The 24,603-nt window shown below is 63.8% G+C and carries 23 protein-coding genes, 3 pseudogenes and 1 other annotated feature; of the genes and pseudogenes, 8 read left to right on the top strand and 18 right to left on the bottom strand.

What is annotated here, in order from left to right; genetic code table 11:
- Positions 1–9: 9 nt before the first annotated feature.
- The 4 genes and pseudogenes from A7A09_RS17865 to A7A09_RS17850 form a co-directional block, all read right to left on the bottom strand.
- A complete protein-coding gene (locus tag A7A09_RS17865) occupies positions 10–867 on the bottom strand; it encodes a sigma-70 family RNA polymerase sigma factor (protein WP_106692655.1) in 858 nt (285 codons plus the stop codon).
- A complete protein-coding gene (locus A7A09_RS17860) occupies positions 867–1,346 on the bottom strand; it encodes a carboxymuconolactone decarboxylase family protein (protein WP_106692654.1) in 480 nt (159 codons plus the stop codon). The genes A7A09_RS17865 and A7A09_RS17860 overlap by 1 nt, the downstream gene beginning before the upstream one ends.
- A 411-nt stretch (positions 1,347–1,757) precedes the next feature.
- Positions 1,758–2,150, bottom strand: a pseudogene (locus A7A09_RS17855) (multicopper oxidase domain-containing protein); the annotation flags it as partial.
- Positions 2,150–2,437: pseudogene (locus tag A7A09_RS17850) on the bottom strand (integrase core domain-containing protein); the annotation flags it as partial. The pseudogenes A7A09_RS17855 and A7A09_RS17850, both read right to left, overlap by 1 nt.
- A gap of 68 nt (positions 2,438–2,505) precedes the next feature.
- On the opposite strand from A7A09_RS17850, the gene A7A09_RS17845 reads away from it, so the two are divergent.
- Positions 2,506–2,745 (top strand): hypothetical protein, encoded by a 240-nt coding sequence (locus A7A09_RS17845; protein ID WP_106692653.1) that lies wholly within the window; start codon positions 2,506–2,508, stop codon positions 2,743–2,745.
- A 25-nt stretch (positions 2,746–2,770) separates the two neighbouring features.
- On the opposite strand, the gene A7A09_RS20625 is transcribed toward A7A09_RS17845, so the two are convergent.
- The 5 genes from A7A09_RS20625 to A7A09_RS21655 form a co-directional block, all read right to left on the bottom strand.
- Positions 2,771–3,034, bottom strand: coding sequence for a hypothetical protein (locus A7A09_RS20625; RefSeq protein ID WP_148043713.1), 264 nt, complete (start codon positions 3,032–3,034; stop codon positions 2,771–2,773).
- Complete coding sequence (locus tag A7A09_RS20620) at positions 3,031–3,312, bottom strand: hypothetical protein (RefSeq protein WP_148043712.1); 282 nt, start codon at positions 3,310–3,312, stop codon at positions 3,031–3,033. The genes A7A09_RS20625 and A7A09_RS20620 overlap by 4 nt, the downstream gene beginning before the upstream one ends.
- Before the next feature lie 349 nt (positions 3,313–3,661).
- The gene (scpB, locus tag A7A09_RS17840; protein ID WP_106692652.1) at positions 3,662–4,303 is read right to left on the bottom strand and encodes an SMC-Scp complex subunit ScpB; all 642 of its coding nucleotides are present in this window, start codon (positions 4,301–4,303) and stop codon (positions 3,662–3,664) included.
- A gap of 2 nt (positions 4,304–4,305) precedes the next feature.
- Positions 4,306–4,725, bottom strand: coding sequence for a DUF1403 family protein (locus tag A7A09_RS21660; protein WP_245999443.1), 420 nt, complete (start codon positions 4,723–4,725; stop codon positions 4,306–4,308).
- Positions 4,725–5,177, bottom strand: coding sequence for a DUF1403 family protein (locus tag A7A09_RS21655; RefSeq protein WP_245999442.1), 453 nt, complete (start codon positions 5,175–5,177; stop codon positions 4,725–4,727). The genes A7A09_RS21660 and A7A09_RS21655 overlap by 1 nt, the downstream gene beginning before the upstream one ends.
- A 134-nt stretch (positions 5,178–5,311) precedes the next feature.
- Between A7A09_RS21655 and A7A09_RS17830 the strand changes: the two genes are divergently transcribed.
- The gene (locus A7A09_RS17830; RefSeq protein WP_106692651.1) at positions 5,312–6,394 is read left to right on the top strand and encodes a tyrosine-type recombinase/integrase; all 1,083 of its coding nucleotides are present in this window, start codon (positions 5,312–5,314) and stop codon (positions 6,392–6,394) included.
- Positions 6,395–6,552: 158 nt separating this feature from the next.
- Here A7A09_RS17830 and A7A09_RS17825 read toward each other — a convergent pair whose 3' ends face one another.
- Complete coding sequence (locus A7A09_RS17825) at positions 6,553–7,563, bottom strand: nucleotidyltransferase family protein (protein ID WP_106692650.1); 1,011 nt, start codon at positions 7,561–7,563, stop codon at positions 6,553–6,555.
- A 244-nt stretch (positions 7,564–7,807) separates the two neighbouring features.
- Here A7A09_RS17825 and repA point away from each other — a divergent pair, with 244 nt between their 5' ends.
- From repA to repC, 3 genes are all read left to right on the top strand, one after another.
- Positions 7,808–8,983 (top strand): plasmid partitioning protein RepA, encoded by a 1,176-nt coding sequence (gene repA, locus A7A09_RS17820; RefSeq protein ID WP_106692649.1) that lies wholly within the window; start codon positions 7,808–7,810, stop codon positions 8,981–8,983.
- Between the two features lie 10 nt (positions 8,984–8,993).
- Positions 8,994–9,920 carry a plasmid partitioning protein RepB gene (repB, locus tag A7A09_RS17815; protein WP_106692648.1) on the top strand — a complete coding sequence of 309 codons (927 nt, stop codon included), beginning with the start codon at positions 8,994–8,996 and terminating at the stop codon, positions 9,918–9,920.
- A gap of 213 nt (positions 9,921–10,133) precedes the next feature.
- Positions 10,134–11,264, top strand: a complete 1,131-nt coding sequence (repC, locus tag A7A09_RS17810; RefSeq protein ID WP_245999441.1) for a plasmid replication protein RepC — start codon at positions 10,134–10,136, stop codon at positions 11,262–11,264.
- 596 nt (positions 11,265–11,860) lie between these two features.
- On the opposite strand, the gene A7A09_RS17805 is transcribed toward repC, so the two are convergent.
- Positions 11,861–12,436: an ATP-binding cassette domain-containing protein gene (locus A7A09_RS17805; RefSeq protein WP_245999440.1), complete on the bottom strand. Its 576-nt coding sequence runs from the start codon at positions 12,434–12,436 to the stop codon at positions 11,861–11,863.
- On the opposite strand from A7A09_RS17805, the pseudogene A7A09_RS17800 reads away from it, so the two are divergent.
- Together A7A09_RS17800 and A7A09_RS17795 are read left to right on the top strand one after the other, a co-directional pair.
- Positions 12,381–12,982: pseudogene (locus tag A7A09_RS17800) on the top strand (ROK family protein); the annotation flags it as partial. The gene A7A09_RS17805 and the pseudogene A7A09_RS17800 sit on opposite strands and share 56 nt — an antisense overlap.
- 136 nt (positions 12,983–13,118) lie before the next feature.
- Complete coding sequence (locus A7A09_RS17795; protein ID WP_106692647.1) at positions 13,119–13,898, top strand: FadR/GntR family transcriptional regulator; 780 nt, start codon at positions 13,119–13,121, stop codon at positions 13,896–13,898.
- Positions 13,899–13,912: 14 nt separating this feature from the next.
- Here A7A09_RS17795 and A7A09_RS17790 read toward each other — a convergent pair whose 3' ends face one another.
- From A7A09_RS17790 to A7A09_RS17760, 7 genes are all read right to left on the bottom strand, one after another.
- Positions 13,913–14,743 (bottom strand): carbohydrate ABC transporter permease, encoded by an 831-nt coding sequence (locus A7A09_RS17790; protein WP_106692646.1) that lies wholly within the window; start codon positions 14,741–14,743, stop codon positions 13,913–13,915.
- Positions 14,740–15,621: a carbohydrate ABC transporter permease gene (locus tag A7A09_RS17785; protein WP_245999438.1), complete on the bottom strand. Its 882-nt coding sequence runs from the start codon at positions 15,619–15,621 to the stop codon at positions 14,740–14,742. The genes A7A09_RS17790 and A7A09_RS17785 overlap by 4 nt, the downstream gene beginning before the upstream one ends.
- Positions 15,622–15,689: 68 nt before the next feature.
- Positions 15,690–16,976, bottom strand: a complete 1,287-nt coding sequence (locus tag A7A09_RS17780) for an extracellular solute-binding protein (RefSeq protein WP_106692644.1) — start codon at positions 16,974–16,976, stop codon at positions 15,690–15,692.
- Positions 16,977–17,047: 71 nt separating this feature from the next.
- Positions 17,048–18,121 carry an ABC transporter ATP-binding protein gene (locus tag A7A09_RS17775; RefSeq protein WP_106692643.1) on the bottom strand — a complete coding sequence of 358 codons (1,074 nt, stop codon included), beginning with the start codon at positions 18,119–18,121 and terminating at the stop codon, positions 17,048–17,050.
- Positions 18,122–18,124: 3 nt separating this feature from the next.
- Complete coding sequence (arfA, locus tag A7A09_RS17770) at positions 18,125–19,630, bottom strand: arabinosylfuranosidase ArfA (RefSeq protein WP_106692642.1); 1,506 nt, start codon at positions 19,628–19,630, stop codon at positions 18,125–18,127.
- 278 nt (positions 19,631–19,908) lie between these two features.
- Positions 19,909–21,735, bottom strand: coding sequence for a TRAP transporter permease (locus tag A7A09_RS17765; protein WP_106692698.1), 1,827 nt, complete (start codon positions 21,733–21,735; stop codon positions 19,909–19,911).
- 165 nt (positions 21,736–21,900) lie between these two features.
- A complete protein-coding gene (locus A7A09_RS17760) occupies positions 21,901–22,854 on the bottom strand; it encodes a TAXI family TRAP transporter solute-binding subunit (protein WP_106692641.1) in 954 nt (317 codons plus the stop codon).
- Between the two features lie 208 nt (positions 22,855–23,062).
- Positions 23,063–23,116, top strand: a sequence feature (sul1 is cis-regulatory element that is thought to sense ions involved in sulfur or methionine metabolism; They are found in Alphaproteobacteria).
- Positions 23,117–23,218: 102 nt separating this feature from the next.
- On the opposite strand from A7A09_RS17760, the gene A7A09_RS17755 reads away from it, so the two are divergent.
- A complete protein-coding gene (locus tag A7A09_RS17755) occupies positions 23,219–24,505 on the top strand; it encodes an SAM-dependent methyltransferase (protein ID WP_106692640.1) in 1,287 nt (428 codons plus the stop codon).
- Positions 24,506–24,603 lie beyond the last annotated feature (98 nt).

The following is a 24,603-nucleotide window of genomic DNA, read 5'->3' as shown; positions in this document are numbered from 1 at the left end:
GATCGGTCCCTAGTGCAAATGCCTCAGCTTGTCGGGGTTCCGCACCACATAGATTGCCGTGACCTTTCCATCCTCGATCTCCAGCGCCGTCGTCTGAAGCTCGCCATCCGCCTCCAGCGTAACGAAACCGGGCAGTCCGTTGACGAATGCCGACCGGACAAGCGTCGAGCCGTTCGTCCTGAACAGGGTCGCCAGATACTCATGCGCTTTCACCACGGCATCGAAACCGATGATGGGCTCGGCCGCTGCCGGACGCTTGCCGCCGCCATCGGCATGGATGCTGACATCGGCGGCCAACATCGAACGCAGCGCTGTCATGTCGCCACTGCGCGAAGCGGTGAAGAATGCCTCGGCGAGTTCCAGCCCGCGTTGTTTCTCCACCTGGAACCGCGACCGCGCCTTGCGGACATGGGCGCGCGCCCGGACGGCCAACTGGCGGCACGCCGCCGGTTCACGCTTGACGGTGATCGCCACTTCGCCGAAGTCGAGACCGAAGACATCATGCAGCAGGAATGCAGCCCGTTCGAGCGGGGATAGACGTTCCAGCGCCAGCATCAGCGGCAAGGTGACATCCTCCTCTTCCTCCTCGTCGAGAACCGGATCGGGGAGCCAGGGCCCGATATAGGTTTCGCGCTGGCGGCGAGCCGATTTGAGCTGGTCGAGACAAAGGCGCGTAACCATGCGGCGCAGATAGGCCTCGGGCTCGCGCACCTCGCTGCGGTCGACCTTCATCCAGCGGATGAAGGCCTCCTGCATCATGTCCTCGGCATCGGCCACCGAGCCGAGCATGCGGTAAGCGACGCGCATCAGCCTTGGCCGCAACGGATCAAAGCTGGCCGCCGCGTCCTGCTGCCCGGTGTCCGCCATCAGGCGACCGCCTCGGTCCTGGCCCAGAGGGTCTTTGCCGCCGCCGGGTCGATGAACCCGCCGAAGCCGACCGCGATGCGGTTCCAGCCATTGATGATATTGATGATCAAGGTCAGCTTGACCCGCTCCTCCTCGGTGAAATGCGCCTCAAGGGCTTCATAGGCCGCTTCATGCGTATGGCCCTCGGACAGCCGGGTCAACGCCTCGGTCCAGCCGAGCGCGGCACGTTCGCGATCGGTGTAGCAAGGCGCCTCGCGCCAAGCGGACAGCAGGTAGATGCGCTGTTCCGTCTCTCCCTGCCCCCGCGCCTCGATGGTGTGCATGTTGATGCAATTGGCGCAGCCATTGATTTGCGAGGCGCGAATTTTCACCAGCTCGGTGATCGTGGGATCAAGGCTCTGGTTGATGGCAATCGAGGTATCAAACCAGAGTCTCATCAGATCGGGGGCTGCGGCTACGGGGTTCAGTTTTGCAGTCATGGATTCGGTTCCTTCCGTTGGTTCCGATACTGATGACGATTCAGGATCCGCAAATGTGACATTCCCGCAGGATTTTCTTTTGCTCATGGTGGACCTGATTGAGATTATTGGAAGCAATCGACAGAAAATGCTGCGATCGGTTCGGGAAAGCCGTTTTGCACCGCAGGTAGCAGCATGATCATCATTGAAGAGGCATGTCACCTGATACAGGGACCTGACTCTTCCTGGCATTGGCGAGAATCGCCGCGATAGAGCATGGTGAGCGCGGCAGGCACGGACCGCCGATCAAACCAGGGCGGTTCCGGGGACTCTTGAACAATGTGACGGGCGTTCTCGCAGCGGCGGCAAGATCGCCCACGTGATTCCGATTCAATCAACTGGGACGCCGCGATGCGGCGCCCCAAGCAGGGGTCAGGCCGACTCACTGACTGCAAACTCGGTCATCATCCCCGTGGAAAGATGCGGCATGTGGTGGCAATGCAGCATCCAGCGGGCGGCCTCGCCCGCGTCAAGCGCAACGTCGACGACCATCGACATCGGCGGCACATAAACCGTATCGCGCAGCGCGCCCGCAACCCGACGGCCGTTCAGCCCGACAACCTGGAACACATGGCCGTGCAGGTGCATCGGGTGACCCATCATCGACATGTTGTGAAACGACAGCACCACGCGCTCGCCACTGCTCGCGGTGATCGCGTGATGCTCGCCCCAGGTTGCGCCGTTGATCGTCCAGACATAGGGCTGCATCGAGCCCGCCAGCATCAGCACCTGACTGCGGTCGATCGGCCTGTCCGGCAGGGACTCTAGGCGATCAGTCCCGGCATCTGGTAGATCGGATTTAAAATGAATCTGTCCGGCTCGGATGTCCAGATCTTGCACATGTATTCATAGGGCGTGAGGCCGCCGAGTGTCTTGAGCCTGCGCGCGAAGTTGTAGGCTGCGATGAAGTCGGCCAAGTGGGTGCGGAGCTGGTTGTGGTTTTCGTAATGGACGCGTTTGACCGTGGCGTCCTTGATCGTGCGGTTCATCCGCTCGACCTGGCCATTGGTCCAAGGGTGGTTTGGCTTCGTGAGGCGGTGCTCGATACCGTTGGCCTCGCAGATCATGTTGAAGCGCATTACCCTTCCTGCTCATCTGGGCATGCGGCCGCTATCTGTCCATGAAGGCAAACATCTGTATCATGGTCGCGCTCCTGGCATTGCTGCTGCTCGGTGCCTGGAAAGCCCATGTCAGCCAAACCGACAGCGGCTACGGTCCCGAGTTTGGGCTTGCAATCTACCTCCCATACATTGCCGCGCCAGTGATCGGCGCCGCGATTGTTGGCTTGTCGATCGGAAGATGGTTCAGGTGGCGCGCTTCGAAAGGACGGAAGAGCGAGGCTGGTATCCGTGCTCAATGATGGCGAGAGACTCCATCCTCCGCTTTCAGTAATCAAATCGCGGCGGTGGCCGGCGAACCGGTCGATCAATTGCTGTGCTTATCTGTTCCGTAATCTCATCCAAGGCGTCCGGATCACCATAAGAACTTGAAAGATTGATTTCTCTCTCCTTGCCGGCAGTGTTTGGGGAGCGATATATCGCGGACAAGTAGGATCCTCCGCCTCCCTTGGCGGGCAACAGCTTTACCTGCTTGAGTTCGGTGATCCGATCGAGCGGCACGATATAGAGCCGCGTGGTGCAGATATTCAACGCAGCGCCATCCGTCGAAATGCTGCCGCAAATATCTGGGGCGAAAAGGGGGTAAGCAGCCCGTCGAGACCAAAAGGACAGGGAGTGATCGGGCAGTACTCCCTGTCAAAGGCAGGATGGCAAATCAGACCGTAGCGATCGATGAGGTCCTGACAGGTTTCGCGCCAAGGAAAACCGACCCTGTCGAACATTTCATGAAGGGCATTTGCTGTCCCGGGACCGGAAGGTAGATTGACAGGCATTTCATCTGTGGGGAGATCGCTCAATTCCTTGCGCATGGAAAACCGTTCCTGAAGCATTTTGAAACGTCTCACAGTCGTCATCTTTCCTTTGATCTTACTCCGCGAGGGGCATGAACGTTCTGATCAGCTCAAAGCAGGGCATGCGGGACTTCATGTTCCGGCCCGCAAAGCGAATATGCCCTTTGGTCAGGCACGAACGCGAAAAGACTGATCGTATGGAGCCAGCCCGTCCCCGGTCATTGTATGATTATGCTAAGTATTTGTGAAACGGCTTCGGTGGCTGACCGCACCCCAATCGGAAATTCAACAGTTTATGGTGCCTATAGGCGTCGAGACCCCACGCCCAAGCACTGTCTGGCCCCAGAGCGTCCCGAACGCCACGCCGTCACACCTCCTCCTCGCCCAGTGGCCAGTGGATGCCGGCGTCGGGAGCGGGATCGCTGGCGGCGGCAGGCAGATCAGGCAGCTCCTGCAACCCCTCCAGCCCGAACAGGTCCAGAAAACCCTCCGTGGTCACGAAGCTCTGCGGCGCCCCCGGTTCCGGGCTGCGCGGGCCGGGCGCGATCAGGTCGCGGGCGCGCAGATGCGCCAGCGCGTCGCGGCTGACCTTGCCGCCGAACAGCGCCGCCAGCCCGGACCGGGTGATCGGCTGGTGCCAGGCGATGGCGGCCAGCAGCGCCAGTTCCCCCTCGCGCAGCGGCACCGGGCCGGGATCGGGACCGGCGGCGGCGCGGATCGCATCGGCATAGGCCGGGCGGGTGCGCAGCGCCCAGCCAGTGCCGACCCGGTGCAGCGCATAGGGCCGATCGGCCAGATCCGCCCGCAGATCGTCCAGCAGCAGGTCGACGCTTGCCCCCTGCCCCACGACCCGTGCCAGCACCTCGCGCGAGACCGGCTCGGCCGAGGCGAACAGCACCGCCTCGATGCGCCGCTGCCATTCGCGCCAGCGCAGCTCAGCCGGGAGATCGTCCAGCTCCCGATCCAGGACCGCCTCTTCGCGCCCTGATTGCCTTGGTTCCGCCCCCATCGTCACAACCCGTAGATCCGGAACGCGGCGCGGCCGCTGAACTCGCGCAGCACGCCAAGCGCGACCAGCCGGTCACAGAAGCGCCGCGCCGCCCGGTCTGACATGCGCGCCGCCGTCCCCTGCACCACCGGGCTCAGCGCCAGCGCCGGGGTCAGCGCATCGACCTTGAGCAGCAGATCCACCGCCGCCGGCGCCGCCTTTGCCCGCAGCTTCGGCGCCACGGCCCGCAGCTTTGCGGCGCGGCGTGCCAGGTCCCCGGCCAACCGTTGCACCCGCGGCGCCGATGTCACCAGCGCCCGCGCGCAGGCCAGTTCCAGATCCGCACCGCCGAGCGTCAGGTCCCGTCGCGAAAATCCCGGTGTGAGCACCGGCAGCATGGACGACCAACCAAGCGCGACGGCCAGAGCGGCCTCCGCCGCCATCAGGCCGCCGGCAGATCGCCGGGGTGATCGGCCCGGCTGTCTTCATAGGCTGTTGCCGCCGCCGCCAGCGGCGCGGTCCCTCCTGTCCCCCTCTCCAGGTGTTGCCGCGCCGCCTGCCGCCAGGTGAGCGCCACCGCTCCTGCCGGATCCGGATGCTCGGAAGGGCGCAGCAGATGCACGGCATCGCGCAGCGCCGCCAGCCCGGCGGGCTTTCCCATCAGGCGCAAACTGGCCTCGGCGGCCAGCAGCGCCAGCCGGTCGCATAACAGCGCCATCGGCACCGATGCGCGTCCCATACCCACCGGATGCAGACTGGCCAGCGCCGCCCCGGCCAGAAACCGTGCCTGGTCAGGGTCTTGCGCGGTCTCGGCCCGGATCCAGCCCGGCGCCAAATCGAAGCGAAACGCCCCGGTGAGGTCCTCTTCGGAGCCGACATCATTGCTCATTTTCATGCGGAATGCCTATCACATGATGGCGCTTTAGGAAAGAATTATCGCCATATTCCGCCGCCTCTTGCAGTTCTTGGATATGTCCGATAATCTTCCATTATCGGACATGAACAAATCCACCCCGGACAAGGGTCAAAATGCAGCGCAAATCGCCCTCGACGCCCGGACAGCCGACGCAGCAGCAGGAGCCGGACGAGAGGAATCGCCCCGATCCCATCGCCCTGCCCGCGCATGTCGCCGGATCCGGCACGCTCGACCGCCTTGTCCACACCGCCCGCGACTATGCCCGGGCCGCAGTTTCGGACAACACCCTGAAAGCCTATGCGCAGGATTGGGCGCATTTTGCCCGCTGGTGCCGGATGAAGGGAACCGATCCCCTGCCGCCCGCGCCCGAGATGATCGGCCTCTACCTTGCCGATCTGGCCGCGCCGGTGGACGGCGCCCCTGCTCTGTCGGTGACCACGATCGAACGCCGCCTCTCGGGCCTGGCCTGGAATTACACGCAGCGCGGCTTTGCGCTGGCGCGGAGCGACCGCCACATCGCCACCGTGCTGGCCGGGATCCGCCGCCGCCATGCCCGGCCGCCGGTGCAGAAGGACCCCATCGGGCCGGATGACATCCGCGCCATGCTGGCCACCCTGCCGCATGACCTGCGCGGGCTGCGCGACCGGGCGATCCTGCTGCTGGGCTATGCGGGCGGATTGCGTCGGAGCGAAATCACTGGCCTGGACGTCCACAAGGACGACACCCCGGACTCGGGCGGCTGGATCGAGCTGTTCGCGGATGGTGTCCTGCTCACGCTGAATGCCAAGACCGGCTGGCGCGAGGTCGAGATCGGACGGGGTTCCAGCGGCCCGACCTGCCCGGTCCATGCGCTGGAGCAATGGCTGCGCTTCGGGAAGATCACCGCCGGGCCGATTTTCGTGGCGGTGACGCGCGACGGCAGGCACGTCCTGCCGCAGCGGCTGAATGACCGGCATGTGGCGCGGCTGATCAAGCGCTACGCGCGCGATGCCGGGCTGCGCCCCGATCTGCCGGAAGCCGAGCGGTTGAAGCTTTTTTCCGGTCATTCGCTGCGCGCCGGCCTCGCCTCCTCGGCCGAGATCGACGAGCGTTACGTCCAGAAGCAGCTGGGCCATGCCTCGGCCGAGATGACCCGCCGCTATCAGCGCCGCCGCGACCGGTTCCGGGTCAACCTGACCAGAGCCGCCGGGTTGTGATCGGGCGAAGGTAAATCGGCAAATCTGCCGGGAAATGGAGGATGTGTCCCGCGATGGCCGGGGGCTGCCTGCCCGTCGCCGGCTGGTTCTCGAACCAGTGGCGCGACCGGCCGGCGACCCCGGGGATATTTGCATGAAGAAGAAGGGAACGGCGGGCGTCAGAGCGCTTGCAGCAATTCCGCTGTCTCGGGCATGCGGGCCAGGCTGGCGGTAATGCGGTCGCGCCATTTCGGGCCACGGTCGCGGGCATCCTCGAGCGCGTCGAGCAGGTCCTCGGGGCGGTCCGTGGCCAGCGCCTCGATCAGGAAGGCGGCTTGTGCGCGGTCCTTTTGCGCCTTGATGCGGTCGGCGTCGCGGCGGCGTTCGGCCACGATCAGCTTGTGGATGGCATAGCGTTCGGGGCGGGGGACCTGGACCAGCACGCCGCTGCGATAGGGGATGGCGGCGGCGATCGGCTCGGCGATCAGGTAATTCAGATGGTTCAGCGCCTGCGCCTGCACGCCAAGCGCGGGCAGGTTGCGCAGCCCCTCCTCGCCGAAAGCCGGGGTCAGGAACTCGACCAGCGCGTTGCCCGAGCTCTGCCGCCAGCGCCATGTCCGGCCCGGTTCCAGGCTGGGGGCCGGGCTGAAGGCGAAATCGCCCAGCACCTGCTGGACCGGCGGGGCGGCGGCATCCTCCAATGCCAGCGACAGGCGCTCGAAACTGGCGATGTCCAGATCGTCGGTCTGCGCTGCCTGCGTCAGGTCATAGCGCAGGTTCAGCTCTCCTTCATACAGGCGGAAGGCATGGGTGCCGACCACCGTGCCGCCCAAGCGGAACACCCCTGCCCCGGCCAGCGCCGCCATCAGGCTGCCGGTCGAGGGATCGAGGCCGAGGAACCCTTCGGTCCTGAGCAGCCGCACCAGCCGGGCGCGGGCGCGGCGGCGTTCCTGCGCCGGGGCGCGGGCCTCGCGGTGCCGCGCGAACAGGGCGCGCAGCGCATCGCTGTCCTCGCCGATGTAATGCTTGCGCACCTCGCTGCCGACGCGGAAACTGTCATACCAATAGATCCGCCCGTTCCGCGTCACCTTCGTCGGCGTGCCGCGCAGGTCGGACACCGCCTCTTCGCGCAACGCGCGCAGCAGGTCGTGATAGGCGGCATGGGCGATCTGGCTGTGATGCTCGGGCATGTTCAACAATTCCTGTGACTGTAGAATACAGCGATGTTCAACAAATGGAAAGATTGTTGAACATCATGGGCGAGCGATGACCCGTCTAGTGTCCGGCGCGGAGCGCACCACCAGATATCGGGGGAGCATACAGAAAATGCTTGCGAGAATCGGGGTTTCGGGCCATTTATTTACGGAGCAAACAGAATAAGACGGCTTAAAGCGTAACAAACGCATCAACAGCCGCAGAGAATCGAGGGGCAGAATGCGGCAGAAGACTCGCATCGACAAGCTGGTGGGCGATCATGCACTCGCGCTGTCCGAGCGCCTGCAGGCGCATAGGGCACAGCTTTTCCCGCCCGACGCAAGGCGCGAATTGCGCAAGTTCACCAGCGGCGAGGTGGCGGATCTGCTGGGCGTCAAGGATGCCTATCTGCGCAAGCTGGACCTCGAAGGCCGCGGCCCCAGCCCCGAGACACGGGCGGGCGGGCGGCGCTATTATACCCCCTCCGACATCCAGGAATTGCGCAAACTGTTGGAAAAAGGTGCGAAATCCACCGGCACCTATCTGCCCGGACGCCGCGGGGAGGACCATCTTCAGGTCATCACGGTGATCAATTTCAAGGGCGGCTCGGGCAAGACCACCACCGCCGCCCATCTTGCGCAGAAACTGGCGCTGGACGGATACCGGGTGCTGGGCATCGATCTTGACCCGCAGGCCAGCCTTTCGGCGCTGCACGGCTTCCAGCCGGAATTCGACCTGCTGGATGGCGGCACGCTTTACGATGCGATTCGCTATGAGAACCCGGTGCCGTTGCGCAACGTGATCCAGCGCACCTATTTCACGAATCTCGACCTTATCCCCGGGAATCTCGACCTGATGGAGTTCGAGCACGAGACGCCGCGCGCCATCATCGAACGCTCGGGCAATATCTTTTTCACCCGGATCGGCGACAAGCTGGCCGAAGTCGAGGCCGATTACGACGTCGTGGTCATCGACTGCCCGCCACAGCTTGGATTCCTGACCATGTCCGCCCTCTCCGCCGCCACGGCGATCCTTGTGACCGTGCATCCGCAGATGCTGGACGTCATGTCGATGTGCCAGTTCCTGCTGATGACCTCGAACCTCCTGGGCGTGGTCTCCGAGGCCGGGGGCGACATGACCTATGACTGGATGCGCTATGTCATCACCCGCTATGAACCCGGAGATGGCCCGCAAAATCAAATGGTTAGCTTTATGCGATCGATGTTCGGAGAGCATGTCCTGAACCATCCGGTGCTGAAGTCCACGGCGATTTCCGATGCCGGGATCACCAAGCAGACGCTTTACGAGATCGAGAAATCACAATTCACCCGCGCCACCTATGAGCGCGCGATGGAAAGCCTGAACGCCGTCAATGGCGAGATCGAAGGGCTGATACAGGCGGCATGGGGCCGCTGAAGGGGGAGAGATGGCACGCAAGGACCTGCTGAAAGGGCTGATGACCGAGGGCGCTTCGGCCGCCAAGGAGGACTCCCCTGCCCCGCCCCGCTACAGCCGCGGTGCGATCGGTGCGGTCAGCCGTTCCATCGCCGATCTGAAATCCCGCGCGCTGATCGAGGTGCCGGCGGACATGATCGACGATGCCGGGATCAAGGACCGGCTGGACGACGACCCCGAGGGGATCGAGGCGCTGAAGCGATCCATGGCCGAATATGGCCAGCAGGTGCCGGTCCTCTTGCGCCACAGCCCGAATTACGAGGGCCGCTACGAGGTGGTGTTCGGCCGCCGCCGGGTCCGGGCGCTGCGCGAATTGCAGATGCCGGTCAAGGCGATGCTGCGGCAGTTGAACGACCGCGAGCTGATCGTCGCGCAGGGGCAGGAAAACAGCGCCCGCAAGGATCTGAGCTTCATCGAGAAGGCGAATTTCGCCGCGCAGATGACCCGGGTCGGCTATGAACGCAAGGTGATCTGCGACGCGTTGTCGATCGACAAGACGGTGATCTCGCGGATGCTGAGCGTCACCGACGCCATCTCGGAAGAGGTGATCCGCGCCATCGGGGCGGCTCCTGCCGCGGGGCGTGACCGCTGGCTCACGCTGGCCGAGAAGGCGAAGGGCCATGACCCGGAAGCGCTGATCGAGGCCGCCAAGGGGCCGGATTCCGACGCGCGTTTCGTGGCCGTCCTGGCCTCGCTGGCCGCGCCGAAGCCTGCCCGGATCGCCCCGCGCGACTTGCAGGGGCAAGACGGGGTGTCGCTTGGAAAGGCACGGAAAACAAAGGGAAAAACTGTGATCGAACTATCCGGCGAGGGCCGCGCCTTTGCCGATTGGCTGGTCGATCGCATCGAAGAGCTTCACCGCGACTGGCAGAAAAAGGAAGGCCGGGCGGGAAGATGAGGCAAATGAAGCAGCAAGGAGGCACGACACGGTAGGACCAAAAGAAAAGCCCCCCAGGACATACATCCCGAAGGGCCGTTTCTCGATCTAGCACCTCGAAGATAGCGGCAAAAGTTGACAGCTGTCAACAACGTCCTTGTGGGCGAATGGCGGTTTTTACCTCCGTGACATGAAAATGAGGCATATTTCGATGACGCCTTTCGGGCGCAGCCGGTGACGGCTGGCCTGCTCGCAAACCGGGCATTGGCCGAGGCCCCTGCCCCGGATCTCGCCCCCGACAAATGGGCGGTTCTGCGTGACCTGACGGCGGCTCGCGCGGATTTCGGCATCAGCGACCGCGACCTTGCGGTTCTGGCGGCGCTCTTGTCCTTTCATCCCGGCAAGGTCCTGGAGGATGACGACAAGCTGATCGTCTTTCCCTCGAATGCCAGCCTGTCGGACCGCGCGCATGGGATGGCCGAAAGCACCCTGCGGCGGCACCTGTCCGCGCTTGTGCACGCCGGGCTGATCCTGCGCCGCGACAGTCCGAACGGCAAACGCTACGCCACCCGCGACCTGTCGGGCGCGCTGGACCGGGCCTTTGGTTTTGACCTGCGCCCGTTGCTGACCCGCGCCGCCGAGATCACTGAGGCCGCGCAACAGGCCCGGCAGGCAGAGCTTGCCCGGCGGCGTCTGCGCGAAACCACAGTCATCCTGCTGCGCGACGCGGCCAAGCTGATCCAATGGGGCCGCGAACAGGTCCCGGCAAATTGGGACGCGCTGTCCGATGCCTGCGCCTTGCTGCAGCGCGCGCTGCGCCGCAAGCTGGATGCCGACAGGCTGCGTGAACTGGCCGACCAGGCGCGCGAGATGCTGGACCGGATCAACGCGATGCTCGCGCCAGAAACAGAAGAAACGAGCGGCAGTGACGGCGAAAATGAGCGGCACTATCAGAGTTCAGATAAAGATAACCATGAATCTGAACCTTGCGAAGAAAAGCAGGATGAGCGATCCGGACATATCGCGAAAGACCCGCCGATCCCGCTTGGGCTGGTACTGAAAGCCACGCCCGATATTCTCGACTATGCGCCGGACGGGATCCGAAGCTGGCGCGATCTGGTCGCAACGGCGAATTTCGTTCATCCGATGCTCGGAATCAGCCCGGATGCCTGGAGACAGGCGCAGGAAGCCATGGGCGATGAGGTTGCGGCGGTAACCTTGGCGTGCATCCTGCAACGAGCAGGCGTGATCCTGCGGCCCGGCGGTTACCTGCGCGCGCTGACGGGCAAGGCCGAGAGCGCGGGGTTCTCGCCCGGTCCCATGGTCATGGCGCTGCTTCGTGCCGAGAACCGCCTGGCCGCGTGATGCGCTTTCCCAAGCTGCAAGGGATGTGCAAGTTGACAGCTGTCAACTGCGCGGGAGGTTCGCATGGTAGCTCTGAAACAGGCTTCGTGCGGCAGAGCCGGAGCACGCATCGTGCAGGAGAAAGCGGGGCAGGGGGTGTTGACAGCTGTCAACTTTCGGCCTGCTTGCGGGGATGGGCCGGATCATGCGCTGGTCTCGGAGCCCCCGACAAGCGCATATCCCTGCGAGTGGCGAGTTGAACTTCCCATGACAGGAGAGTCATTGATAAATCTGGACAATTTTATCCTACGGGTACGCAGGAATCACGCCTCTGGCGGGAAAAATCATTATAATTCAATAGGATTCATGCGACATTCCAGCGAGAATCTTGCTCATATGCTAATTACCGGCAGCAGGATCGTCGCCAGCGGCCGTATCGCTGCAAGCAGCATGGCAAGAGGGATGGGAAATACGGCAAGGCGGGCAGGGCGCCCCGGCAGGATTCCAACATCCTGCGCCACCGGGAAAGAGTCTCAGAACCCCGGTGGAGCGGTCCCGAGACTTCCGGTAAGCACCGACGGGCTCAGCCCGTCATGGAACGGCGGTGAGCGGATCGCCTATGCCGCCTTTTCCGGTTTCTTGCCCATGATGATCATCGCGAGGATATCGTCCTCGGTGACGTCCTCGACACGCTCGGTCCCGATGAGCTGTCCGTTCTTCATCACCGAAACGCGGTCGCACAGATCCAGCATCTCGCGCGTGTCGTGGCTGATCAGGAAGATGCCCAGCCCCTGGGCCTTCAGTTCCTTGATGAGATCGGCCACCATCCGGGTCTCATGCACGCCAAGCGCGGCGGTCGGCTCGTCCATGATCAGGATCCTGGCGTTGAAATAGACCGCGCGGGCGATGGCCACCGATTGCCGCTGGCCGCCCGACAGGGCAGAGACGGGAACCCCGAGTTTCTGGAAATTGGGGTTGAGCCGCGCCATGATCTTGCGGGTCTCGGCCTCCATCCTGGCGTCGTTCAGCATGCCCGCCGAGGTCACGATCTCGCGCCCCAGGAACAGGTTCGAGGCCGCATCCAGATTGTCCGCCAACGCCAGCGTCTGGTAAATCGTCTCGATATTGTAGCGCCTCGCGTCACGCGGCCTGTCGGATTTTGCCGTGGTCACGATCGAGCAGGGCGTGGGCATGGGGCTGGTGCAGGACAACCGCATCTTCCGGGGCGCGCGCGGCGTGGGGCTGGAGCTGGGGCACACGACGATGCAGATCGACGGGCGCTTTGCCGCTGCGGCCAGCGCGGATGCCTGGAGGCCTATGTGGCCGATTATGCCCTTGTCCGCGAGGCCACCACCGCGCTTGACTGGGATAACAATCCCGTTCCCTCGCCCGCGCAGATGATCGAGATCCTGTTCGACCAGGCCAAGGCCGGCAATCAGGAGGCGCAACTGATCTTTCGCCGCGCGGGGCGTTACCTGTCCGCAGGAATGGCCAACATGATCCGGCTTTTCGATCCGGAACTGGTCATCCTGTCGGGCTCGCGGTTGCGCTATGATTTTCTCTATGCCGAGGAGGTGCTGTCCGAGATCCACCATTTCTCGGACCGGTTGGGCCGTCCGCGCACGCCGATCGAAGTTCATACCTGGGGCGATCTCGTTTGGGCGCGGGGCGCGGCGGCGCTGGCCTTGTCGGAAATAACGGCCGAGATCGGCCAATCCGCGGAGTCCGCCGGTCCGTGAGATTGGACCGTTGCCAATGCGCCCGGCATATCCTTGGTTATCAGGTTTCATGACCGCGGATCCGCTGGCCGATTTCCGGTCCACGGAAAATCAAAAGTGAGATGCAAAGTTCCGCGGATACGGCTAGGTTCCCGGTATGTCGAACAAATCCAATATCATCAGCACGGCTTTCGACGCCTCGGACAGGCCGGACAAGCGCAAGAACGAGTCCATCGCCGACTGGCTGGGCCGCCGGATCGTCTCGGGTGCGATCAAGCCGGATGAGACGGTTCCCAAGGAGATGGATTTCCTTGCCGAGACCGGTATTTCCCGGGGCGCCTATCGCGAGGCGCTGCGCAGATTGGTGGGCAAGGGGATGCTTGTCACCCGGACCCGCAGCGGCACCCGCGTCGCCCCGCGCGAAAAATGGTCACTGCTGGACCCGGACGTGGTCCGCTGGAGTTTCGAGAGCGGCGCGCCGCCCGACTGGTATATCCGGGCGATCTACGAGTTGCGCGCGATGATCGAGCCTCCGGCTGCAGCCTTCGCCGCCGAGCGCCGCAGCGAGGACGACCTGCAGGCTTTCCGCGACGCGCTGCATTCGATGCGCTATTGCGACATGACCGAGGAAAGCTGGCACAATGCCGATGCGAGTTTTCACCGCGCGATCCTGATCAGTTCGCATAACCCGGTTCTGCTGTCGCTGGAGGCGGGGATCTGCGCCGCCGTCGCCTTCACCACGGCGTTCCGCTATCGCGACATGCCCAACCCGCACACGCGCAACCCGGTCGAGGAACATGCCGCGGTGTTCGAGCGGATCGAGGCGCGCGATCCCGTTGGCGCGCGGCGGCTGATGACCGGGCTGGTCGATACCGCGCTGCTGGATTCCAAGGGCACCACGGTTTTCGACCTCGGGTTGCCGACGCTCAAGGTCTGAGCGCCGGCCACGGATCAGCCCTTGACGCCGGAAGAGATCATTACCGCCTCGGTGACCTTCTTCTGGAAGATCAGATAGGCGATGACCACCGGCGCGGCGGCCAGCAGCGCCACCGACATGATCCGCGCATAGGCTACGCCGAAAGCGTCATTGACCTGGGTGATGCCGACCGGGATGGTCATCATCTCCTCGGTCGTGATGACCAGGAAGGGCCAGAGAAAGGCGTTCCAGGACATGATGAAAGTGATGATGCCAAGCGCGGTGGTGATCCCCCAGTTCAGCGGCAGGTAGACCCGGAACAGGAGCGTGTAATCTCCGCCGCCATCGAGGACGACGGCTTCCTTCATCTCCTTGGGGACGGCGTCGAAGAATTGCTTGTAGACGATGATCACCACCGGGACGACAAGCTGCGGCAGTATGATCCCGCCCCATTTATTGATCAGGCCAAGATCGTTCATCAGCACGAATTGCGGCACCACCAGCGCCTGCGCCGGCACCATGAAGCTGGCCAGCACGATGCCGTAAAGCAGTCTGCGGCCCGGAAACTGCATCTGGCTCAGCGCATAGGCGCACATCATGCCGGTGACCAGCACGACCAGCGTGATGATCAGCGAGGTGCCGATGGAGTTGATATACCAGTCGATCAGGCTGGTGTTGAACATCGCGTCCACATAGGAGCTGATATTGAACTCGTCCGGCAGCAGCCCTGCCGCTTCGGACACCACCCGGTCCTCGGAACGGATCGAGGTGACGAAGGCCCAGTAGAGCGGGAAGATCCAGATGATCCCGGCCACGAGCGTGATGCAGGTCAGGGCGATATTCTCGAAACGGCGCTGATGGTTCATTTGCCTTTCCCTCCGATGCGCAGGATCTGGAACTGCAGGACCGAGATCACCACGATCAGCAGGAACAGCACCAGCGAGATCGCCGCCGCATAGCCGCCGTGATTGAGCTGGAAGGCCTCGCGGTAGACCATCAGCAGCAGGACATAGCTGGAATTGAACGGCCCGCCTTGCGACAGCAGGTAGATCTGGTCGAAGATCTTCAATTGCAGGATCAGTTGCAGCGTCAGCACCAGCGCCGTTACCGGCCACAGAAGCGGCCATGTGATCCGCCAGAACAATTGCCGCCTCGTGGCCCCGTCAAGCGCGGCGGCCTCGTAAAGTTCCGTGGGGATATTGCGCAGACCGGCAAGGAACAGCAGCACGTTGAAGCCATTGGTCCACCAGATCGTCACCGTGGCGACGGTGGGCATGACCCAATTGGGGTTCTTGAAGACCGGCACCGGCTTGCCAGTAAAGAACTCGATGACCGGTTGCAGGATGCCGAACTGGAAATCCAGCATCCAGGCCCAGATCTGCGTGACCACGGAAACCGGCAGCACATAGGGCGTGAAGAACATCACCAGCACCAGCGCCTGCATCCGCCCCGACAACCGGTTCACGGCCAATGCGATGGCCAGCGCGATCACCGTGGTCGGGATCACCGTCAGCAACACGAAATAGCCGTTATTGACGACCGAGGTATAGAACAGCTTGTCCGAGAAGAGCCGGATGTAATTGCCCAGCCCGATCCATTCTCCGCCGCCGATCAGCGGTGCGTTGGTAAAGCTCATCCGGACGACCTCGATCACCGGATAGGCAAAGACCAATGCGAAGATCGCCACGTATGGCAGGATCAGTGAAACGGCCACCAGCCTGTGCCGCGCCTTGTTTCGGATCATCGCCATATTCTACCCCATACCATTGCCAATATGGCCCCCGCGCACGCGATGCGCGCGGGGGCGATCCGTCAGTTCATGCGGCTTTGCAGTTCCGATTTCACCTGCTCGACCGCCTCTTCGGGCGACATGTAGCCGTGGATGGCGGGCGAGATGATGTTCTCGGCCGCATCATAGGCGGGCGAGGCGACACCGGCGACTTCGCTGCGCGGATCATAGGTCGCCCGGTCGGCCAGCGTGGCATAGGTGGCGTTGGGCTGCATGGTGGCGAATTCCTCGCTTTCCGCCACCGGCTTGTAGGCCGGGATATGCCCGGCTTCGGCCCAGGCAATCGCGTGTTTCTCCATCCAGCCGATGACCGTCATCACGGCCTCGCGCTTTTCGGGCGGCATCTCGGTGCCTTCCTGGTGCGGGATGGCGAAAGCGTGGCTGTCGGCCCAGGTGGTCTGGCTGTCCATCAGCTTGGGCACCTCGACCGCGCCCCATTCGAAGCCCAGCTTGCCGCCCTCTTCGAGATCCTTCATCGTGGGCACCTCCCAGACACCGTTCAACTGGAAGGCCGACTTGCCCGAGGTGAACAGGGCGACCGAAGCCTCGTAGAGCGCCTGCTCGGGCTGCCAGCCCTCTTCGTGCCACTTGGTCATGATCTCGACGGCCTTGACCGCCTTGTCGGTGCTGTCCCCGGGCAGGACCTCGCCATCCTCCGAGATCAGCGTTCCGCCCTGCTGCGCCAGAAGCGTGTAGAAGACGCGATAGGTGCCGCCATCGTCGCCGGTCGCATAGGTCACCGGCGTTTCCGAGCCGTTTTCGGCCGCAAGCTGCATCGCCTCTTCGAAATCGGCGACGCTTTCGATGCCGGTCAGCTTGCCCTCATCGTCGAGGAAGCGCGAGCCTTCGAGGTAGGACTTGTTATAATAGAGCACCAGCGAGTGAATATCGAAGGGCACCGCGTGAAGCTGACCCTCGGAATCGCGGGCGGCGTCAAGCGCGGTGGCGAAGAAATCCTCCTCGTTCAGCCCTGCGGTCTGCAGGTCTTCTTCGGTGATCGGCGACAGCACGCCTTCGCTCAGGCCCAGGGGCATGCGCGACAGGTGATAGGTCATCACGTCCGGTCCCTGGCCGACGGCGGCCGAGGTCCGCACCTTGCTATAGAACGGCACGCCCCATTCCAGCGTCGTGCCCTTGATCTGGATATCGGGATGCTCTGCGTTGAACTCCTCGATCAGCGCCTTCATGCGCACGCCATCCCCTCCGGAGAAGAAATCCCACCATGTCACGGTCTGCTGCGCCCATGCGGGCGACATCGCGCCCAGTGCCGCCGCTATTGCGGATGCGGTTACGAGTGCCTTGATCTTCATCGATTTTCCCTCTTTGCATCGGGCCACGTTTTCCACGCGCCCCCTCCCTTTTTGTCCTGCCACGCGCAGGACTATCGAAGCCTTCCGCCCTCGGGCGAAAAGGCCATGATCCTGTCGGCATCGGCGCCGATATGCAGTTTCTGCCCTTCAAGACTGTCGCGGCTCCCGCGCCGCTCGAAGACCAGATCGGCGCCGGAGGCCGAGCGGGCATGGACATAGGAATTGCCGCCCAGCTCCTCGGCGACCTCGACCGTGACCGGCAGGCCGCCTTCGCTTACCGGGGCCAGATGCTCGGGCCGGATGCCCAGGATGACCCGGGTTCCTTCGCCCGGTTTGGGACCGGAGAGCGCCGCGCGCAGGCTGCCTTCCTCGGCCTGCACCGTGATCCCCCCGGAATCGGTGCCGGTGACGGTGCCATTGACGAAATTCATCGCCGGAGAGCCGATGAAACCCGCCACGAAGCGGTTATCCGGATCGTCGTAAAGCGTCAGCGGCCGGCCCGACTGCATGACATGCCCGCCCTTGAGAACGAAAATGTCGTCGGCCAGTGTCATCGCCTCGACCTGGTCATGGGTGACATAGATCATCGTCGCGCCGATCTGCCGGTGCAGGCGCGTCAGTTCCAGCCGCATTTGCACGCGCAGCTCGGCGTCGAGATTCGACAGGGGTTCGTCGAACAGGAAAACCTCGGGTTCGCGGACGATGGCCCGGCCGATGGCGACGCGCTGACGCTGTCCGCCGGACAGGGCGGAAGGTTTCTTGTCGAGATGATCGGTCAGTTGCAGGATGCGGGCGGCCTCGCGGACCTTTTCCTCGCGTTCATGCCGGGGCGCGCGGGCGAGGCTGAGCGAAAAGCCCATGTTCTCGGCGACGGTCAGATGCGGATAGAGCGCATAGGACTGGAACACCATCGCCACGCCGCGCCTGGCGGGCTCGGCATCGGTGACATCGCGGCCGCCGATCTCGATCCGTCCGCCGCTGGTTTCCTCGAGCCCCGCGATCATCCGCAGCAGCGTCGATTTCCCGCAGCCCGAAGGCCCGACAAAGACGCCGAACTCACCCTTTGGCACTTCGAGCGAGACATCCTTGATGACGTCCACTTCACCGAAGGATTTCTTGACATTGGTCAGCTTCACACCCGACATGATTTACACCCTCAACCGCAGAACGTGATAGGACAGCGGAGCGATGGCGCCGCCAAGCGTGCCGTCCTCGACCGCCAGCCCCTTGCCGGGAACTGGCGCGATGGTTTCCTGCCCGGGACCGTTGCGGGTCATCAGGTCGTGACCCTCGATCACCTGATGCTCGGCCAGCCGGGCATTCTCGAACCCGGTCAGCGCCATCCGCAGATCGGCGGCTTCGGTCAGGTGCCGGTTCACGATGAACAGCGTGACCGTGCCGGCCTGCGTGTCATGCGTCGCGGCAACGTCCAGATAGGCCACGTCATCGGCCACCTTGCAGTCATAGGTCGGCCCATCGACCGAGACGCGCAGCGCCCGTCCGCGCCCGTAAAGCGAGGCGAGCTGATAGGGCCAATAGATCGATTGCCGCCATGCCGGCCCGCCCGCCTCGGCCCGGATCGGGGCGATCACGTTCACAAGCTGCGCGATGCAGGCGATCTTGACCCGGTCGGAGCGGCGGATGAACTCGTTCAGAAGGCAGGCGACGAAGAGCGTATCCTCGAAGGTATAGCTTTCCTCCAGCAGCGCCGGGGCCTCGGGCCAGTCCCATGTCCGCCAGCGGCGCGAATCCTCTTCGCGGTCGTGATACCAGACATTCCACTCGTCAAAGCAGATATGGACGTCGTTCTTCGCCCGCTTCTTGGCCTTGACGAAATCGATCACACCGGAAATCGCCTGGATATAGCGCCCGGTTTCCTCGACCTTGCCAAAGAAGTTCAGCGTGTCGCGGCTGGAATTGCCGTAATAATTATGCAGCGAGATGTAATCGACATTCTCGTAGCATTCCTCGAGCACGCCGCGCTCCCAATCGGGATAGGTCGGCATCTCGTTATTGGAGGAGCCGCAGACGATCATCTCGGCGCCCGGGGTCAGTTGCCGCAGCGCCTTGGCGGTTTCGTCGGCGAGGCGGCCATATTCCTTGGCCTCCTTGTGGCCGATCTGCCAGGGCCCGTCCATCTCGTTGCCAAGGCACCACATCTTGACGTTGTAGGGCTGCTCGACGCCGTGGCTGCGGCGCAGATCCGACCAATAGGTTCCCGAGGGGTGGTTCACATATTCCGCGAAGTTGCGCGCGTCCGAGATCCCGCGCGAGCCGAGATTGACCGCCAGCATCATGTCGATGCCCAGCTCATTGGCCCAGGTTGCGAATTCATTGATCCCGACCTGGTTGCTTTCCTTGCTGCGCCAGGCCAGGTCGAGCCGCGTGGGGCGGTCTTCCTTGGGGCCGATTCCGTCCTCCCAGTTATAGGCCGAGACGAAATTGCCGCCCGGATAGCGGATCGCGGGGATCTTCAGGTCGCGCACCAGCCCGGCGACATCGCGCCGGAAACCGTTGGCGTCGGCCTCGGGATGCCCCGGCTCATAGATGCCGGAATAGATGGCCCGGCCCATATGCTCGATGAACGCGGCATAAAGCCGGTCATCGATTTCCGAGATTTCGAATGCGCGGTGGATGGCGGCTGAAACCCGCATCAAGCTCTCCCTTTTCAATTTGTCCTACAAATAAGCGAAAGCGAAAAACCCTGTCAAGCCGGTTTCGTCAACCGGCTTTGCAGGGCTCCGTGCGGGATCATTCCCGGGCGTGGAGGTGCAAGGAAACGGCAGGAAACCGGAACGCTTTCCTGTGGGATGGCGATGTCATCGCGTGGGAAAGGGGTGCGCGCCAGGATGGGGTGCAGGGGCTGACCGGTTCCTTGATCCGGGTTGGTTCCGTGCCCCTGCCGACCGCGCCAATACGGTGGGATTGCCTCTCAGTTCCCTAATACCGGCCGCACAAACAGCACCGCCAGCCCCGCCAACAGGAACAGCGCCGTCCTCAGCCCCCGCTGCTCGCCGATCAGCCCATGCGAGACCAGCCCGCAACCGATCCCGATCTGCGCCGCCGCCAGCAGCGCCGCGCCGGGAGTGGCCGCCAGTTCGATCAGGGCAGGTTGCGCGATCATCGCCAGCGGGATCAGGTAGAGCCCGACGCCCAGTGCCATCGCCGTCAGCGCGACCTTGATCCAGTTCTCGCCGATCATGCCCGCCGCGATAAAGACCGCCCCGCAGACAGGCGGCGTGATCGTGGACAACAGCGCGAACCAGAAGACGAACAGATGCGCTTGCAGCGGCGACAGGCCAAGCTGCGTCAGGGCAGGGCCCGCGACCGAGACGCAGATGACATAGGCGGCGGTGGTCGGCACCTCCATGCCCAGCACCAGGCAGGCCAGCGCCGTGAGCAGCAGCGAGGGCCACAGCATCCCGCCCGAGACCGACAGGATCAGCGAGGTGATCTTGACCCCAAGACCGGTGACGGCCAGCACCCCGATGATGATCGAGGCGCAAAGGATGATGGCCGCGATCATCGCCACCTGCCGTGCAGCCGAGATCAGGGCATCGCTCAGCCGCGTTCCGGCCCGGCGCAGGTCGATCCGGCCATCTGCGCCGGTCAGCAACAGGGCGGCGGCTGCGATGATCGACAGGCAGGCCGAGAATTGCGGCGTGTAGCCCATGCCGAACATGGCCACCATCAGCACGGTGAACGGGACCAGGAAAAAGGCCGAGGTCACGATGACGGCGCGCCGCGCGGGGCGGTCGGCGGCGTCGATGCCGCGCAGGTCGAAGCGGCGGGCATAGGCGTCGATGCCGATCCAGACGACAAGGAAATACAGAAAGGCGGGCAGGGCGGCGGCCAGCACGATGCCGGTATAGGGCACGCCGGTCAGCTCAACCATGACGAAGGCTCCGGCGCCCATCAGCGGCGGCATGATCTGCCCGCCTGACGAGGCCACGGCCTCGACCGCGGCGGCGATGCGGCGCGGATATCCCAGCCTGACCATCGCGGGCATGGTGACGGCACCGGTCGAGGCGACATTGGCCGAGGCCGAGCCCGAGATCGATCCGAACAGGGCCGAGGCCAGCACGCTGACCTTGGCCGCTCCTCCGCGCAGGCGGCCGGCGGCGGCAGCCGACAGGTTCATGAAACCCTGTCCGGCCTCGCCCGCGTTCAGCACCGCGCCGAAGATCACGAAGATCGCGACGACACCCACCGATACGCCCGTCAGGGTGCCCCAGATGCCGCCCTCGGCCAGGGTCAACGTGCCCATCAGGCTGGCATGGGGCAGGGGGGCATGGCCGAATTCGCCGGGGATCAGGTGACCCCAGAAGGCATAGGCCAGCGACAGCGCCGCCACGATCGGCAGGGGCCAGCCGATGGCGCGCCGCGCCGCCTCCAGCACCGAGACCAGCAGCACCGCGCCGATGGCATATTGGAAACCGCTCTCGACAAAGCCGTATTGATCGGACAGCGCATCGGCGTTCCAGGCCACCCAGACAGAGGCCGCCATCCCAAGCGCGCCCAGCACCCATCCGCTGACCCGCGATCCCGGCGAGCGGCCCTCGGTAAAGATGAACACCCATGGCAGGATCAGCGCCATATGGAGCGGGCGCGCGACCAGGTTCGGGGTCAGCCCGTAAAAGATCAGCCCGAGATGATAGAACACCAGCAAACCCGCCGCGATCAGCGCCAGCGGCCGGGCAGGGAGGCTTGCCGTATCGGCAACAGAAGGTGCCCGGATCGGGGCAGGAGCGGCTTTCATCGGCGGAACCATGCAAAAGGGCTGCGGGTCAGTTCAAAGGCTCGGGGATCATTCGTCCAAAAAACCGCAAGCAACCGGCACTCCCGCTCTTTCTTCTTCATGCAAATATCCTCTGGGGGTCCGGGGGGCGAAGCGCCCCCGGCCATCGCGGGACGCAGGTCCCGCTCACTCCCCGGTATCGATCCCGGCCTCTTCGTAATAGCGCGCGGCACCGGGATGCAGCTCACCGATATTGGCCACCTGTTCGGGGCTCACGCCCGCCCACCATGCTGCGGTTTCGGCCAGCTTCTCGCGGGTTTGCCAGAAATCCTTCGTCAGGTCATAGGCGGTTTGCTCATCCATCGCCGTGGTGGTATATGCCACGACCGGCAGGCCGGTGGTCGTGATCGGCCCTTCCTGCCCGGGATAGGTTCCGGCAGGGATCTCGACGCGGGCCTGGCCGGTTTCCTCGATCTGGGCATCGCTCAGCGACAGGATGCGGATGCCGGTGCTGGCCGCCGCCTCGATGATATTGGGTGCGGGCCAGCTGCTGGCCGAGACGAAGGCGTCGATCTGGCCGTTCTTGAGCGCGTCCCCGGCATTGGACAATTCGGCATCGGCGATGGTCACATTGTCCTTCAGCCCGAACAGATCGAGATATCGTTCCCCTTCCGTGGCGCTGAACGTGCCCTTGCCCAGCAGGATGCGGGTTCCCTCCAGCACCGACATGTCGGTCGGGCCCTCGCTGCCGGTGACGACGAAATGCATGGTCAGCGAGGGGATCGGGAACAGCGCCCGGATCTCGGCGAATTTGGGATCGGCCTTGCCCTCGAACGGGCCCGCGCCCTCCTGCGCCGAGGCGATCAGCGCGGGTGGCGAGGTGAAGATATAGTCGCCGCCGCGCGCGCGGGTCTCCATCACGTTCTGGACCGAGCCCTGGCTTTCCTCGACCGTCATGACCAGCGCGCCTTCCGAGGCGGTCTTGACGGCTTCGGCCAGTTCCACCCCCATCTGGTAATAGGAGGTGCCGGTCTTGGCGGATTTGTAGGTGAGCTGGGTCTGGGCCATGGCGGGCAGGGTCAGCCCTGCGCAGGACATGAGTGCCATGGCGGCGGCGGCGATCAGGGTGCGGCGTGTCATCTGGATCCTCCTCGGGTTTTGCGCCAGAGTTCACCCGGGCGCGGGATTATGCAACCCGTCTTGGTGGCGCCCGTCCGGTATCGGGTGCGGCCCGGGTGCGGCATGACCGGCGGGGTGATGTCGATTTGCAAGACCGTTGGCGGAGCCTGGCCGTTCCTTGAACCGGGGCGTTTACATTCTATTTTTGTTGTAGCAAGAATTTTCGTGAACTGGACTCGACGCGGTCGAGTGGCTCATCCGGGCGCCTACCCCCCCGGCAATTCCGAGCAGGTTCCTGTTGCCAAGGGTACAAGGGTCATGTGGTTGACAGCATTGGCAGTTTTGCATGTGAACCGGTGCTCGCTCCGAATGTGAACGCTTTGACATGAAGAAACGCGACCCCCTGTTTCGACGGATCATACGGGATAAATTCGAAAAGCTGCTGTCGGAGACCATCCGCACCGGCGCGCTGGCCGTGGAGCTGCCATCGGGCGCGCGCTGCGTCGCCGGCGACGGGTCGGGACGGCATGTCCGCATCCGGATCACGAGCTGGAAGGCGCTGACGCGGATCGTGCTTTATCCGGACCTGGCGCTTGGCGAGGCCTATATGGATGGCGAGCTGGTCCTGCTCGACGGCGAGATGTATGACCTGCTGGACCTGATCTTCCGGAACCTGACCGTTGACGAACCCTCCGGGCTGTCCACCTTGACCCGCCGGCTGGTGCGGCTGTTCATCCGGATCAGCGATTACAATTCGCCGGCGCGCGCGCGCCGCAATGTCGCCCATCACTACGATCTCGACCGGCGACTCTACGACCTGTTCCTCGATAGCGACCGGCAATATTCCTGCGGCTATTTCGAGAAACCGGGCGACGGACTGGAGGAGGCGCAGCTTGCCAAGAAACGCCACCTGGCCGCCAAGATGAACCTCAAGCACGGTCAGCGGGTGCTGGATATCGGCTCGGGCTGGGGCGGTCTGGCGCTGTACCTGGCGCGGATGTTCGATGCGAGTGTGCTGGGCGTGACCCTGTCCGACGAGCAGCTGGCGATCTCGACCGAGCGTGCCCGGGCGGAAAAGCGCGAGGGGCAGGTGGATTTCAAGCTGCGCGATTACCGTTCGCTGACCGGGCGGTTCGACCGGATCGTGTCGGTGGGCATGTTCGAGCATGTCGGCAAGCGCAGCTATGGCGAGTTCTTCGCGAAGGTCCGGGACCTGCTGGCGGATGACGGGGTGGGGGTGCTGCATTATATCGGCCGGACCACCGCGCCCTATGTGACCAATGGCTGGGTCCGGAAATATATCTTCCCGGGCGGCTATCTGCCCTCGCTCTCCGAGGTGATGCCAGAGATCGAGCGGCACGGGCTGACGGTGACCGATATCGAGGTGCTGCGGCTGCATTACGCCGACACGCTGCGGCATTGGCGCAAGCGCATCATGGCCAATCGCATGCGCGCGGTGGAGCTTTACGACGAGCGTTTCGCGCGCATGTGGGAGTTCTACCTGGCCGCGTCCGAGACGGCCTTCCGTTACCAGGGGCTGGTCATCCACCAGATCCAGTTCGCGAAATCGGTATCCGCGCTGCCGCTGACCCGGGATTACATGACCGGCAACGAGGAAGAGCTGCGCCGGAGAGACCGGATTCCCGATCATTCGCAGACGGCGGCGGGGTAGGGGCCTGCCCATCGCGTCCGGCTCTCGGTAATGTGAGCGGGGGAAGGGAATTTTTCCCGGGGCTGGTGCGTTGTCGGCCCGGATTTTCCACATTAGGC

The sequence above is a fragment of the Paracoccus methylarcula genome (genome assembly GCF_003007735.2).
Classification (GTDB): Bacteria; Pseudomonadota; Alphaproteobacteria; order Rhodobacterales; family Rhodobacteraceae; genus Paracoccus; species Paracoccus methylarcula.
Note: the sequence above shows the minus strand (reverse complement) of the source record. Positions and strands in the feature narration are given on the sequence as shown.